Genomic DNA, 12,711 nt, shown 5'->3' with positions numbered 1-12,711 from the left:
GGGTCGAGTCCGTCCTGCATTTATAAAAGATGGTGAGGCGTCCTGCCCAAAAATACACGATCCCCCGCGTCTTTGCGACCACACGTCCTTTCACCCGATTGCTCTGGCGCGCCCGCACTGCCGCAAAAAACAACCGCCGCCCCGGGGTCGGGACGGCGGTCGTGTCTGGCGCGCTGGGCCGTCGCGAACGCGGCCGGCCCGACTCGGAGATCAGGACGATGAACCGGCCGGCTTGCGAGCCGCAGGCTTGGCAGCCTCGGCCTTGTCCATCATGCCCTTCATTTCCTCCAGCGTTTCGCTGAAGCGCTTGTTGAGCAGTTCGAAGACCTCGTTGTTGGACTTCGCCATCAGTTCGGACATCTCGCGCATGTTGGAGATCATGCGCTCGAAGGCCTGCTTGGCCATGTCGGTCTGACGGGCCATCGCCTGCTGCGGGTCCTTCATGTCGCCCATGGACTGCGCCGTCTTGGCGTATTCTTCCATGCTCTGGCGCAGAAGCTCGGCCTGACGCTGCATCACCGCCTGCATGCCCTCGAAGGCCAGCCGGTTGGCGTTGGTCAGGGCCTCGACATTCTTCTTCTGGCTCTCCACGACGGCGTCCAGGTCAACGCCCGGGATCTTCATGTCCTGGAGGTACTTGGTGAAGTCGAAATCGAAAAATTCGGGCTGCTTGGCCATGGTCTCTCTCCATCCCATCTGGGGCGCGCCAACGGACGTGTGAGCGCGGCGTCGACCGGATCCCGCCTTAACCCCCGAAAACAGGAGCCGCGAAGATCATTCCAGAATCACGATAGAAACCGTCAGGCATCCTGTCAACGGACAATTTTGTGCGCTGCACAAAAAATGCTGCACCGCAGTCGTTCGGGTGGTCCGCGCCCTCCGTGATCCGGTCCCGCAACCGACGGACTCACGCCGGCGCGGTGCCCGTGTCCGGCTTGCCGCCTTCGGTTTCGGTGATCGGTTCGACCGGTGAGACATCCTCATGGCCGGATCGGCGGCGGCGTCCACACCCTGGCTTGAACCGGCACAGGGTATCGACCGCGCTTTCGGCTCGGTCCAGACCCTTGTCCAGAGCCGCCATGGTCTGGGCGTTATCCTCGGTGTCGTCCTTGATCCACACCCGCATGGTGGACAGGTAGACGGCCGCCAGTCCCTTGCGGGAGGCGATGCCCTTGACGCCATCAGCGGCCAGCCCGGCGGCTTCCAGCGCCAGCCCCATGGAGTGGTAGACCCCCTGCATGGAAACGATGAAGCTGACCGGATCCGTCGGCAGATCACGGATGATCGCGGCCAGCCCGGGCCGCCACCGCGACAGGGTGTCATACCGGCGCATCAGCATGTCGAACAGACGGTCGCGCGGGCTGTCCTGGTCGGTGAAGCCCAAGGCCTCGCGCAGCATCGCCTGATCGACGTGATGCCCCATGGCCCGCAGCACTTCGTTGCGGGAGCCGTGGATCTGGAGCGCCTCGTTCAGGGGCACGCCGGCGCGCTCGGCGACGGCAGCCATGGTCAGACGCCGCCAGCCCGACTCACCGGCCAAGCCTAGGGCGGCATCAATCAGGCGGTCGGAAACGCTGGCGCCCTCCCCGGCGGAGGACTCGGTTCGGGACATGTCGTGGTCAACCATGCTCGCCTTCCGTTTCGGTGAAAGAGGTCGGCAGGGCGCACACTGCCTGCCGCGAATCTGGGGACTCTTTCAGGCATACGCAACCGTGCGCCCGATCAGATCATGCCACGCCAGTGGATCCGAAGCCGCCCGTGCCGCGCGGCGTCTCCGGCAAGTGTTGACAGAGTGCCCAGGTGACGCGCGTCACCGGGGCGACGACGAACTGGGCGATACGCAGTCCCCGCGTAATCGTGACCGGCTCGGCTCCGTGGTTGATGAGGATCACGCCGACCTCGCCCCGATAGTCGGCGTCGATGGTGCCGGGCGCATTGAGCACCGTCACCCCCTGCCGCGCGGCAAGGCCGGAGCGCGGCCGCACCTGCCCCTCGTATCCCGGCGGCAGGGCCACGGAGAGGCCGGTGGGCACGGTGGCGAAGGCGCCCGGTTCCAGCACCAGGGGCGCGTCCAAGGCGGCCAGCAGGTCCAGCCCGGCGGCGCCGGCGGTGGCATAGGCGGGCAGGTCCAGCCCCTCGGCATGGGGCAACCGGACGACGGGGACGGCCAAGGCTTCCGGCGCGCCGTGATCGAGTGTGGTCATGACGCGGCGCTTCCCAGGGTTGCGGCGATGCGGTGGGCCAGCCGTTCCGCGACCTCGGCCTTGCTGAGCGGCGGCCACGAGTCGACATCCTCACTGCCGGCAATCAGGTGGACGGTGTTGGCGTCGCCGCCGAAGGTGCCGGCCGCCGCGCTCACATCGTTGGCCACGATCCAGTCACAGCCCTTGCGGGCGCGCTTGTCGCGGGCGTGCTCGACCACGCGTTCAGTCTCGGCGGCGAAGCCCACCACCAGGGCGGGGCGTCCCTCCGTCAGACCGGAGATGGTGGCCAGGATGTCCGGGTTCTGGGCCAGGTCCAGAGTCATGGTCTCGGCGCCGGGCTGTTTCTTGAGCTTCTGGTCGGCGCTGGCCGCCACGCGCCAGTCGGCCACGGCGGCGGCGAACACGGCCGCGTCCACCGGCAGGGCGGCCCGGCAGGCCTCCAGCATGTCTCGGGCGCTCTCTACCGCCACCACGCGCACGCCCGGCGGGTCGGGCAGGGCCACCGGCCCGGTGACCAGGGTCACCTCGGCCCCCAGGCGGGCCAGGGCATCGGCGATGGCATGGCCCTGCTTGCCAGAACTGCGGTTGGCGATGTAGCGCACCGGGTCGATGGGCTCGTGCGTCGGGCCGCTGGTGACGAGGACCCGGCGTCCGGTCAGCGGACCCGCCGGCGCGGCAAGGTGGTGTTCGATGGCCTCCAGGATGGCCTCCGGTTCCGCCATGCGGCCGGGCCCGTACTCTCCGCAGGCCATGTCGCCCTCATCCGGGCCGATCACATGAACCCCGCGCGTGCGCAGCGTCGCCATGTTGGCGTGCGTGGCCGGATGCTCCCACATGCGCACATTCATGGCCGGCACGACCAGAACATCGGTGTCGGTGGCCAGCAGCACCGTCGAGGCCAGATCGTCCGCCAGCCCGTGGGCCATCTTCGCCAGCAGGTTCGCCGTCGCCGGCGCGACCACGAGCAGGTCGGCGTCCCGCGACAGTTCGATGTGACCCATCTCCGCCTCGTCGGTGAGCGAGAACAGGTCAGTGTAGACCTTGTCCCCGCTGAGGGCCGACAGGGTCAGCGGCGTGACGAACTGTTGCGCCGCGCCGGTCATGACGCAGCGGACGGCGGCGCCGGCCTTGCGCAGCAGGCGCACCAGTTCCGGCACCTTGCAGGCGGCGATGCCGCCGGTGACGATCAGCAGGACTCGGCGACCCTGAAGCGGCATGGCGCGGGCTCCGGTGGAACAGACGGGAGCGGGCAGGGTAGGCAGGCGGGACCGGAGGCGCAAGCACGCCGGACCGGATCTTGGTGGCGGAGCCTGCGTCCGGACGGTCGGGAGACTTGCGCTCCTCTTCCGCCCATCCGACCTTTTCGGAAGGACAACAGAAGCCACGGCGTCCCGGCGCGGATCGGGACGCACGGGCCATGGAAGAGGGAGCCCGTCCATGACCACCCCGCCCGAACCCCCGCCGCCCACCGCCCGCCGGCAGTCATTCGCGGGCCTGCCGCTCGCCCAGCGGGTCAATACCCTGACCATGGACGACCCCTGGGCCTGGCTGGCCGCCGGCTGGCGCGACATGATGGCCGCGTGGCCGCTCAGTCTGGGCTTGGGGGCGCTGTTCACCTTGCTCGGTCTGTGCGTGACAGTCGGTCTGTGGTGGGCCGATCTGACCTATCTCATTACCTCCGCCACGGCCGGCTTTCTGCTGGTGTCCCCGGCGTTGGCCCTGGGCTATTACGAGATCAGCCGCCGGTTCGAACTCGGCGAAACACCGACGCTGGCCTTGACCCTAACCGCCTGGAAGGCCAACCCGTACCATATCCTCTCCATCGGCGTTGCGCTCATCTTCCTGTTGATGATCTGGATGCGCTTCGCGGCCCTGATCTTCGCCATCTTCTTTCCCTACGTGAGCATGTCTTCGGGCAGCATGCTCGACCAGACCCTCACCTTCGATGGGCTTGTGTTCCTGGCCGTGGGCTCGGCGGTGGGGGCGGTTTTCGCGGCCATCGCCTTCATGTGCGCAGCCGTCTCCATGCCGATGATGCTGGACCGTGAGGTTGACGCCGTCGAGGCCGTGCTGACGAGCATCGTCGCCGTGATTCGGAACTGGAAGGTCATGGCCCTGTGGGCAGGGCTGATCGTGGTGTTCACGCAATCGGGGCTGCTGATCGGCCTGGTGGGGCTTGCCGTGACCCTGCCGCTGATCGGCCACGCCAGTTGGCACGCCTACCGCGCGGTGGTGCGGGAGCCTTCGGGGAATTGACGCATGGGCCATGAAAGCGTCATGGATCCGCAATCGGGGTGTCTTGGCGGTCCATTAAACTGATCGGGTGTCACCAACCATCCCGAGGGGGAATCCCATGCGTCCCATCAAGACCGCCGCCCTTGCCTTGTGGCTGGGCCTCGCCGTCGCCGTCCCGGCCGCCGCCGAGGCGCCCGTCGTCGGCGACAAGGCGTTCAGCTTCGTCGCTCTGGGCGACATGCCCTACGGCGACGTCGCCCAGACGGCCTATGAGCGCCTGATCGACCGGGTCAACGCCATTGAACCCGCCTTCACCATCCACGTCGGCGACATCAAGGGCGGCGGCTCGGACTGCTCCGACGACCGCTTCCAGATCGAGTCCGACAACTTCATGCGCTACACCGGCGCTGTCGTCTACACGCCCGGCGACAACGAGTGGACCGACTGCCATCGCGAGTCGGCTGGTGGCTACGATCCGCTGGAGCGTCTGGCCGCTGTGCGGGCCAAGTTCTTCCCTGAGGCCGAGAGCCTGGGCCAAGCCCCCATCGCGCTGACCCGTCAGGCCGACGTGTCCGAGTACACCGACATGGTCGAGAATGCCGTGTGGCAGCATGGCGGCGTGATCTTCGGCACCGTCCATGTGATCGGCTCCAACAACAACTTCGAGGTCCGCTCGCCCGAGGCGGTGGCCGAGTTCTTCGCCCGCGACGCGGCCAATCAGGCCTGGATCAGCCACATCTTCGAGACCGCCACGGAGGCCGACAGCGCCGCTGTGGTGATCGCCATGCAGGCCGACATGTTCTGGGGCGACCTGAATAGCTCCAGCGGCTTCACCCGCACCGTGGAGACCCTGCAGGCCGAGGGCGAGGCGTTCGCCAAGCCGGTGTTGCTGGTGTACGGCGATTCCCACCAACTGGAGATCGACCAGCCGTTCCGGGGCGAAGGCGGCGGGCGCATCGACACCATGACGGCGTTGCAGGTTCATGGCGCCGGGGACGTCCACGCCGTCCGCGTGCTGGTCGATCCGGATCTGCCGGGCGTGTTCGGGTACGTCCCGGTCTACGAGCCGGAAAACCTGCGGACGCGGTGAGGAAGACCCTGCCCACCGGACCTATCCGATTCATACTTCTCCTCTACCCATCGTCATTGCGAGGAGCGGAGCGACGAAGCAATCCAGGGCGAGTCTTGGTGTTCTACGCTCTGGATTGCTTCACCCTCGTCTTGCGACGAGGGTTCGCAATGACGAGTCAAGTTGCCGTGCGAGCGGAGAGCCGCCGCTTCGGCGGAAAGAAGTGTGAATACAATAGCCCTCCGGACGGGGGGAGTCCCCCGTCCGTCCGGGACTCTGCTACCGAGACATCACGATCCGGGGGGCCTCGTCGTTGATGCTCCGAATCACCCAGTCGTAATAGACAAACCCGCCCGGGCCGGTTTGGCGGTCCCGGGCGTTGTGGCGGATGACATCGCAGTTGGTGACCACGCGCATCTTGCCGCGCGTGTCCATGCCGGCGGCGATCAGGCTGGCCTTGTTCTCGTCGGAGATGGCGTGGGTGCGCACGATCAGCAGGCCGTCGGCACGCGAGATGATGGCGATCACCCGGGCGTTGGCGCGCAGGAAGTAGTAGCTCTCGTCGCCCTCGACGTCGCCGGTGGTCTGGTAGAACACGCGGAACCGCCCCGCGCCCTCGTGCTCGACCATCTTGAACCCGGGATAGCGGGTCAGGTCGCGGCGGATGTTCTCCACCTTCTCGGCGATCTCGGCTTCGCTGAGCGCGCCTTCGCGGATTTCCTTCCACAGAGGCGCCCAGGTCAGCGTGCCCTTGTAGGTCAGGCCGAACTCACCGGCGCGGTTGATCCGCACCTCGACCAGGAAGTCGTCGGGCACGTAGCAACTCGCCACCAGGGGCAGCAGGACGAGCACGGCCAGAAACGGCCGCGCCAGCGCCCTCAGCCAACCACGCCCTTGGCCTCTTGCCATAGCGCTTCCATCTCCTCCAGCGTTGCGTCCGACGGTGCGCGGCCGGACTCGGCCAGCCGGGACTCCAGATGACGGAAGCGGCGTTCGAACTTTGCGTTGGTGTGTCGCAACGCCGATTCGGCATCCACGGACAGCTTACGAGCGAGTTGGACGCAGGTAAACATCAGGTCGCCGACCTCGTCCGTCAGGCGGTCGATGGGCGCGTTCGCGTTGATCTCGACGCGGACCTCGTCCAGTTCCTCCTGGACCTTGTCGATCAGGCGGTTGGGGTCGGGCCAGTCGAAGCCGACCCGGGCGACGCGGTTGCCCATCTTCTGTGACCGCGTGGTGGCAGGCAGGCCGACGGTCAGGCCGTCGAGCACGCCGTGATGCGCCTTCTCGGCGCGTTCGCGCGCTTTCTGCTCCTCCCAGGCGGCGGTTTGCGCGTCGGCGTCGGTGATGGTCTCGTCACCGAACACATGCGGGTGGCGGCGTTCCAGCTTGTCGGAAATCGCCGCGACCACGTCCGGGAACGCGAAGTGCCCGGCCTCCTCGGCCATGCGGGCGTGAAACACCACCTGAAGCAGCAGGTCACCCAGTTCGTCCCGCAGCTCGGCCATGGCGCCGCGCTCGATGGCGTCGGCGACCTCGTAGGCCTCCTCCAGGGTGTGCGGGGCGATGGTGGCGAACGTCTGCTTGACGTCCCACGGGCAGCCGTCGTCGGGGTCGCGCAGGCGCGCCATGATGGTCAGCAGGCGGCGAATGTCGCCGGCCTGGGCCGGATCGTGGGAGAGGTCGTCTTTCATGGCCCCTGGGGTAGCCGCTTCGCCGGCGGGGCGCAAGGGCCGGGGTGGGGCGCGCCGTCCCGTGTTCGCGCCCGCGACACCAGGTTTTAATCCGAGCCGAAGGGCAGGTTCACCTGGGGTGGCCCATTCTCACTCCCACTCGATCGTCCCCGGCGGCTTGCTGGTCACGTCATAGACCACCCGGTTCACGCCGCGCACCTCGTTGATGATGCGGCTGGCGGTGCGGGTCAGGAACGCGTGGTCGAAGGGATAACTGTCGGCGGTCATGCCGTCGGTGGCGGTCACCGCGCGCAGGGCCACGACGTGATCGTGGGTGCGGCCGTCGCCCATCACGCCGACGCTGCGCACCGGCAGCAGCACAGCGAAGGCCTGCCAGATGGCGTCGTACAGGCCGGCGCGGGCGATCTCCTCCAGGTAGATCACGTCGGCCTTCCTCAGGATCTCCAGCTTGTCCCGCGTCACCGGCTGGTCGGGCAGGCGGATGGCCAGCCCCGGCCCGGGGAAGGGGTGGCGGCCGACCATGGTCTCGGGCAGCCTAAGTTCGCGGCCCAGGTCGCGCACCTCGTCTTTGAACAGTTCGCGCAGCGGCTCCACCAGCTTCATGTTCATGCGTTCGGGCAGGCCGCCGACGTTGTGGTGCGACTTGATGGTCACCGACGGGCCGCCGTGGAACGAGACGCTCTCGATCACGTCGGGGTAGAGCGTGCCCTGGGCGAGGAAATCGGCGCCGCCGATCTTCTTGGCCTCTTCTTCGAACACGTCGATGAACAGCTTGCCGATGGTCTTGCGCTTGACCTCGGGGTCGGAGACACCCTCCAGCGCGTCGAGGAACAGATCGTCGGCGTGGCGCACCACCAACCGGATGTTGAAGCGGTCGCGGAATACAGTCTCAACCTGCTCGGTCTCGCCCTGACGCATCAGGCCGTGATCGACGTAGACGCAGATGAGTTGCTCGCCCACCGCCTCGTGGACCAGGGCGGCGGCCACGGCGCTGTCCACCCCACCCGACAGGCCGCACAGCACGCGGCCGGTGCCGACCTGCTCGCGGATGCGGGCGATGGCCTGATCCTTGAACGCCGCCATGGTCCAGTCGCCGGAACAGCCGCACACGCCGTGGGTGAAGGCACGCAGAAGGGCGGCGCCGTCGGGGGTGTGGACCACCTCCGGGTGGAACTGCACGCCGTAGAAGTGGCGGGTCTCGTCGGCGACGGCGGCGAACGGCGCGCCGTCGCTGGTGCCCACGACGGAGAACCCGGGCGGCAGGTGGTCCACCCGGTCGCCGTGGCTCATCCACACCTGATGGCGCTCGCCCGGCCGCCAGACGCCGTCGAACAGGCGGCAGTCGCCGGAGACGTCGAGGAAGGCGCGGCCGAACTCGCGGTGGTCGGAGCTTCCGACCCGGCCGCCCAACTGCTCGACCATGGTCTGCTGGCCGTAGCAGATGCCCAGCACCGGCAGGCCCATGGAGAACAGGTCCTGGGGCGCGCGCGGCGTGCCGATGCCGGTCACGGAGGCCGGACCGCCGGACAGGATCACACCCCGGGGGCCGAAGGCGCGTAGGCTGTCGCCGGTGACCTGGTTGAACGGGTGGATCTCGCAGTAGACGCCGGACTCGCGCACCCGCCGCGCGATCAGCTGGGTGACCTGGGATCCGAAATCGACGATGAGGATGCGGTCCATGGGCGGCGGGGCTCCGGGTGGCGGGGGTCCAAGGCCGGACTTATAGCAGTCGGCCGCCACCGGGGGCACGGGGAAATCCGGAGCGCGGTTACACCCCTCCGCCGTCCCGCGTGAGCTGAAGGAAGATGTCCTCCAGGTCGGTTTCCTCGGTCACCAGATCGCAGATCTCCAGGCCGGCGGCGCGGAAGGCATCCAGGATGCGGCCGATGGGCGTCTCGCTCGGCTTGTAGCGCACCAGGATCTGGCCGTCAGGCCGCACGCACGCGTCCAGCGCCGCCAACGCCGGCGGCAGCGGGTCCGGAGCCCCCCCGGCCACGGTGACGCTCACGGTCTTGGAATCCAGCCGCCGCAGCAGGTTGCGGGTGGTGTCGCAGGCCGCCACCTGCCCCTTGTTGATGATGGCGGTGCGGTCGCACAGGGTCTCGGCCTCTTCCAGGTAGTGCGTGGTCAGCAGGATGGTGGTGCCGCGCGCGTTCAGGTCTTTGATCATCGACCACAGTTGCTGGCGCAGTTCGATATCGACGCCGGCTGTGGGTTCGTCCAGCACCAGGACGGGCGGACTGTGAACCATGGCCTTGGCCACCAGCAGGCGCCGGCGCATGCCGCCCGACAGCGTGCGGGCGTAGGCGTCGGCCTTGTCGGCCAACCCAACGGACTCCAGGATCTCCATGGTGCGCCGCTCCGGGCGGGACAGCCCGTACAGGCCGGCCTGCACCTCCAGCAACTCGCGCGGCGTGAAGAACGGATCGAGGTTGAGTTCCTGGGGTACGATGCCGATGGCCGCGCGCGATTGGCGGGCTTGGCGGTCGATGTCCAGGTCCCAGATGCGCACCGTGCCGGACGTCTTCATCACCAGCCCGGCCATGACGTTGATGAGCGTGGACTTGCCGGCGCCGTTGGGTCCCAGCAGGGCGAAAAAGCTGCCGCGCGGAATGGTCAGCGAGACGTCGTCCAGCGCTCGGGGCGGGGCCTTGTCCGCCCCCTTACGTCCGGACTGGCTGGCGCGGGAGCGGTAGACCTTGGTCAGGTGCGCGATCTCGATGGCGTTATTGGGGGCGTTATTGGGGGCGGGGGCGCCATGCGTGTTCAGGACGGTCTCGGTCAGGGCGGGGGCGGTCACGGCGGGCCTCGTGTCGGAGCGGGAATAGGAACGATGCAGGATGTTGCGCGGGGCCGCCGGACGGTTATGATCCCGGGAATCAGTCCGGCAGCCTCCTCCTACATAGGACGGCGCCGCAGAAAATCGAGGAGACGCACCATGGAGCACACCCCCACCTTCCCCGTGACGGAAACGGTCGAGGTCACCAGCCACGAGGTGGCGTGCGACGGAATCGGCACCGCGCTGGGCCATCCCCGCGTGTTCCTGCACATCAAGCCCGGGGAGCGCGACGTGGTCTGCCCCTACTGCTCGCGTCGTTTCGTGCTGGCGGAAAAGGCGGCGGCCGACCCGGTGCACTGAACGCCAAACGGGGCGGCGATGGGCGGATCAGTCCACCTCTTCGTCGGGGAGGAGTCCCCAAAGGGCCGCGCGCGGCAGCCAGCCCTGGAAGCGTTGCGCCTCCACCCGGCAATGGTCCGAGTTCTCGGGGCACTGCAGCACCTTGACGAGCGCTCCCGCCTCGATCTCGGCGATGCCCTCGGCGGCGGCATCGGGCTGGCGCAGCAGCACGGCTGGGGTCGCGCCCGACACCAGGGCCATGCGCGCGCTGTTGGACAGCATGACCTTGTGGACCCAACCTTCGTCGCCGTCCGGGTCGCGTACCCGGCGCCAGTCATTGGTCTCCTGGACCACCTCGACCGGCAGCCCCTGACGCTTGTAAACCCAGGTGACGGGATAACGCGTGCCCGGCCCGGTGCGCATGTTGATGTGGTCCGACCCCAGCGAGGCGAAACGCGGCAGCGGCAGTCCGCTCGGTCCCAGCGTCGGTGCGTCCGCCTCGGCGGTGGGGTCCGGCACGGTGTCCTGGTCCTGGGCGGTGGCCGCGACGGGCGGCAGCGCCAAGCAGGCGCTCAGGGCCACGATTGCCGCGCCACCGCGCGAAAGCCATCCGGCACGGTCTCGCCCGCGACGATATGAGCCAATCTGTCGTGTTTTGCAGGTCATGGGCCGTGGGCCTGCTCTCATCGCGTGCTGTTTGCGGGTGTCGTTTGGCGCTCACCCCCGCCGGGTTGGCGCTTAACCCTACCGGGTCAACACCCGCCCCGCGCGGCGAATCTTACATGAGCATTATAGCGGCTCGTGGGCCGGCGCGGTCAAGTCCCGGCCCAAGGCCGCTCACGATGCGGTTTTTCGCCTTTCGGCGTCGGGTGGCGCGGTCGCCTCGACGGCGTGACGCGGCAGGGCTTCCAGCGGCACGGGGACCGGAGCCTCTGCTGGCGCCGACAACGGCAAGTAGACATTGAACGTGCTGCCCTCTCCGACCACGCTTTCAGGCACCAGAAGGCCCCGGTGGCGCGCCAGCACATGCTTGACGATAGCCAACCCCAGGCCGGTGCCGCCCATCTGGCGCGAGCGCGCGCGGTCGACGCGATAGAACCGCTCGGTCAACCGGGGCAGGTGTTCGCGCGGAATACCCTCGCTCTCGTCGCGCACGGCGACATGCAGGCACGGTCCCCGGGATCCTGGCATGCCGACCGGCGCCCGCGCCACCACGCCCCCGGAAACCGTGATGGCGGTTTTGGCACGTCCGTACTTGATGGCGTTGTCCAGCAGGTTCTGGAAGACTTGGCTCAACTGGTCCGGCTCGCCGGCGACGGCGGGCAAATCCGGATCCAGGTCGAGAACGACGGACATTCCCTTGTCCCGACTTTTCAGTTCGAGGCCGGTGGCGATATCCCGGATCAGGTCCGGCACCAGCACCGAGCCCGTCGGCGGGCTGTGTTCATTGATCTCGATGCGTGACAGCGACAGCAGGTCCTCGACGAGGCGCTGCATGCGCCGGCCCTGCTCCATCATGATCGGCAGGAAGCGCTCGCGGGCCTCGGCGTCCTCGCGGGCCGGTCCCATCAGGGTTTCGATGAAGCCGACCAGACTGGACAGCGGCGTGCGCAATTCGTGGCTGGCGTTGGCGACGAAGTCGGCGCGCATGCGTTCCAGCCGCACCAGCTTGGTCACGTCGTGGACGGCGATCATCGCCTCGGCGCCCTCGCGGTCGCGTTGCGGCAGCGGCCCGACGCGGACTTCGCACTCGCGCTCCACGGGTCCGGCCAGCGTGACCTGAACGGTCCGGCCGCCGCCGCCGGCCAGCACCGCCTCGACCGCCTCCAGCACGCGCGGATCACGCAGAAGGACGGTCAACGAGCGGCCCGCCCCGTCGCGTCCGAACAGGGCCCGGGCGGCGGCGTTGACCCGTGTCACCGTGGCCTTGGCATCAATCAGCAGGATCGGATCGGGCAGCCCCTCCACCACCAAAGCATCGGACTCCGTGCGCGCGGTGAGGGCCTCTACGCGGCGGTCACAGGCCCGGCGCAACTCCTGGACCGCCGCCATATGGCCGCGCGCCAGACGGGAATAGACGATCTCCGGGGTGGGGATCGGCGGCGCCGACGGGTCCGCCGATGTCTCGACCAAAGCACGGGCGGTCTGCTCCACGGCCCGGAGGTCGCGCAGGTAGGGGCGCACCATCAGCGCCGTTCCCGCCACCATCGCGCCGACGGCGGGGATCGCCAGCCACGGCGGATCCAAACCGCCGAACATGGCCAGCCCCGCCACCACGATTACACCGGGCACCGACAACAAGGCCGCCGCGCCGAACAGGCGGCCGGACGGGAGCCTCTGGTTGTCGGTCCTGGCCTCGGCGTCGCGGATCATGGCATGCCTCTCGCAGCG

At 68.3% G+C, this 12,711-nt stretch carries 13 protein-coding genes; 3 read left to right on the top strand and 10 right to left on the bottom strand.

Annotation, left to right across the window (positions count from 1 at the left end; genetic code table 11):
- Positions 1 to 210: 210 nt before the first annotated feature.
- From BLS85_RS13235 to coaBC, 4 genes are all read right to left on the bottom strand, one after another.
- Positions 211 to 678 (bottom strand): phasin family protein, encoded by a 468-nt coding sequence (locus BLS85_RS13235; RefSeq protein ID WP_092787074.1) that lies wholly within the window; start codon positions 676 to 678, stop codon positions 211 to 213.
- A gap of 229 nt (positions 679 to 907) precedes the next feature.
- Positions 908 to 1,627: a TetR family transcriptional regulator gene (locus tag BLS85_RS13230; RefSeq protein ID WP_092787072.1), complete on the bottom strand. Its 720-nt coding sequence runs from the start codon at positions 1,625 to 1,627 to the stop codon at positions 908 to 910.
- Positions 1,628 to 1,727: 100 nt separating this feature from the next.
- Entirely contained in the window at positions 1,728 to 2,204 is a 477-nt protein-coding gene (gene dut / locus BLS85_RS13225) for a dUTP diphosphatase (RefSeq protein ID WP_092787070.1), read from the bottom strand.
- The gene (gene coaBC, locus BLS85_RS13220) at positions 2,201 to 3,421 is read right to left on the bottom strand and encodes a bifunctional phosphopantothenoylcysteine decarboxylase/phosphopantothenate--cysteine ligase CoaBC (protein WP_092787068.1); all 1,221 of its coding nucleotides are present in this window, start codon (positions 3,419 to 3,421) and stop codon (positions 2,201 to 2,203) included. Before coaBC ends, dut begins: the two co-directional genes overlap by 4 nt.
- Before the next feature lie 220 nt (positions 3,422 to 3,641).
- Between coaBC and BLS85_RS13215 the strand changes: the two genes are divergently transcribed.
- Both BLS85_RS13215 and BLS85_RS13210 read left to right on the top strand, forming a co-directional pair.
- Positions 3,642 to 4,460: a DUF2189 domain-containing protein gene (locus BLS85_RS13215; RefSeq protein ID WP_176793725.1), complete on the top strand. Its 819-nt coding sequence runs from the start codon at positions 3,642 to 3,644 to the stop codon at positions 4,458 to 4,460.
- 97 nt (positions 4,461 to 4,557) lie between these two features.
- Positions 4,558 to 5,529, top strand: coding sequence for a hypothetical protein (locus BLS85_RS13210; RefSeq protein ID WP_092787064.1), 972 nt, complete (start codon positions 4,558 to 4,560; stop codon positions 5,527 to 5,529).
- 258 nt (positions 5,530 to 5,787) lie between these two features.
- Here BLS85_RS13210 and BLS85_RS13205 read toward each other — a convergent pair whose 3' ends face one another.
- The 4 genes from BLS85_RS13205 to BLS85_RS13190 form a co-directional block, all read right to left on the bottom strand.
- Positions 5,788 to 6,417, bottom strand: a complete 630-nt coding sequence (locus BLS85_RS13205; RefSeq protein WP_092787062.1) for a hypothetical protein — start codon at positions 6,415 to 6,417, stop codon at positions 5,788 to 5,790.
- Positions 6,387 to 7,202 (bottom strand): nucleoside triphosphate pyrophosphohydrolase, encoded by an 816-nt coding sequence (gene mazG / locus BLS85_RS13200; protein ID WP_092787060.1) that lies wholly within the window; start codon positions 7,200 to 7,202, stop codon positions 6,387 to 6,389. Before mazG ends, BLS85_RS13205 begins: the two co-directional genes overlap by 31 nt.
- 129 nt (positions 7,203 to 7,331) lie before the next feature.
- Positions 7,332 to 8,882 (bottom strand): glutamine-hydrolyzing GMP synthase, encoded by a 1,551-nt coding sequence (gene guaA / locus BLS85_RS13195; RefSeq protein WP_092787058.1) that lies wholly within the window; start codon positions 8,880 to 8,882, stop codon positions 7,332 to 7,334.
- An 88-nt stretch (positions 8,883 to 8,970) separates the two neighbouring features.
- Positions 8,971 to 9,972, bottom strand: coding sequence for an ABC transporter ATP-binding protein (locus tag BLS85_RS13190; protein ID WP_245699234.1), 1,002 nt, complete (start codon positions 9,970 to 9,972; stop codon positions 8,971 to 8,973).
- 168 nt (positions 9,973 to 10,140) lie between these two features.
- Here BLS85_RS13190 and BLS85_RS13185 point away from each other — a divergent pair, with 168 nt between their 5' ends.
- Positions 10,141 to 10,341 carry a zinc-finger domain-containing protein gene (locus BLS85_RS13185; protein ID WP_092787240.1) on the top strand — a complete coding sequence of 67 codons (201 nt, stop codon included), beginning with the start codon at positions 10,141 to 10,143 and terminating at the stop codon, positions 10,339 to 10,341.
- 27 nt (positions 10,342 to 10,368) lie between these two features.
- Here the strand turns inward: BLS85_RS13185 and BLS85_RS13180 are convergent, their stop codons facing one another.
- Both BLS85_RS13180 and BLS85_RS13175 read right to left on the bottom strand, forming a co-directional pair.
- Positions 10,369 to 10,902, bottom strand: a complete 534-nt coding sequence (locus BLS85_RS13180) for an SH3 domain-containing protein (RefSeq protein WP_245699224.1) — start codon at positions 10,900 to 10,902, stop codon at positions 10,369 to 10,371.
- A 255-nt stretch (positions 10,903 to 11,157) separates the two neighbouring features.
- Complete coding sequence (locus BLS85_RS13175; RefSeq protein ID WP_092787052.1) at positions 11,158 to 12,693, bottom strand: ATP-binding protein; 1,536 nt, start codon at positions 12,691 to 12,693, stop codon at positions 11,158 to 11,160.
- Positions 12,694 to 12,711 lie beyond the last annotated feature (18 nt).

Origin of the sequence: Rhodospira trueperi, from assembly GCF_900101965.1 — a bacterium.
Classification (GTDB): Bacteria; Pseudomonadota; Alphaproteobacteria; order Rhodospirillales; family Rhodospirillaceae; genus Rhodospira; species Rhodospira trueperi.
This window is presented reverse-complemented; position numbering and strand designations above follow the sequence as displayed.

Bases quoted from the DNA above. Each gene is read 5' to 3' on its own strand.
- mazG (WP_092787060.1), bottom strand. From the start codon at position 7,202: ATGAAAGACGACCTCTCCCACGATCCGGCCCAGGCCGGCGACATTCGC.
- BLS85_RS13175 (WP_092787052.1), bottom strand. From the start codon at position 12,693: ATGATCCGCGACGCCGAGGCCAGGACCGACAACCAGAGGCTCCCGTCC.
- BLS85_RS13230 (WP_092787072.1), bottom strand. From the start codon at position 1,627: ATGGTTGACCACGACATGTCCCGAACCGAGTCCTCCGCCGGGGAGGGC.
- BLS85_RS13210 (WP_092787064.1), top strand. From the start codon at position 4,558: ATGCGTCCCATCAAGACCGCCGCCCTTGCCTTGTGGCTGGGCCTCGCC.
- BLS85_RS13205 (WP_092787062.1), bottom strand. From the start codon at position 6,417: ATGGCAAGAGGCCAAGGGCGTGGTTGGCTGAGGGCGCTGGCGCGGCCG.
- coaBC (WP_092787068.1), bottom strand. From the start codon at position 3,421: ATGCCGCTTCAGGGTCGCCGAGTCCTGCTGATCGTCACCGGCGGCATC.
- BLS85_RS13235 (WP_092787074.1), bottom strand. From the start codon at position 678: ATGGCCAAGCAGCCCGAATTTTTCGATTTCGACTTCACCAAGTACCTC.
- guaA (WP_092787058.1), bottom strand. From the start codon at position 8,882: ATGGACCGCATCCTCATCGTCGATTTCGGATCCCAGGTCACCCAGCTG.
- BLS85_RS13215 (WP_176793725.1), top strand. From the start codon at position 3,642: ATGACCACCCCGCCCGAACCCCCGCCGCCCACCGCCCGCCGGCAGTCA.
- dut (WP_092787070.1), bottom strand. From the start codon at position 2,204: ATGACCACACTCGATCACGGCGCGCCGGAAGCCTTGGCCGTCCCCGTC.
- BLS85_RS13185 (WP_092787240.1), top strand. From the start codon at position 10,141: ATGGAGCACACCCCCACCTTCCCCGTGACGGAAACGGTCGAGGTCACC.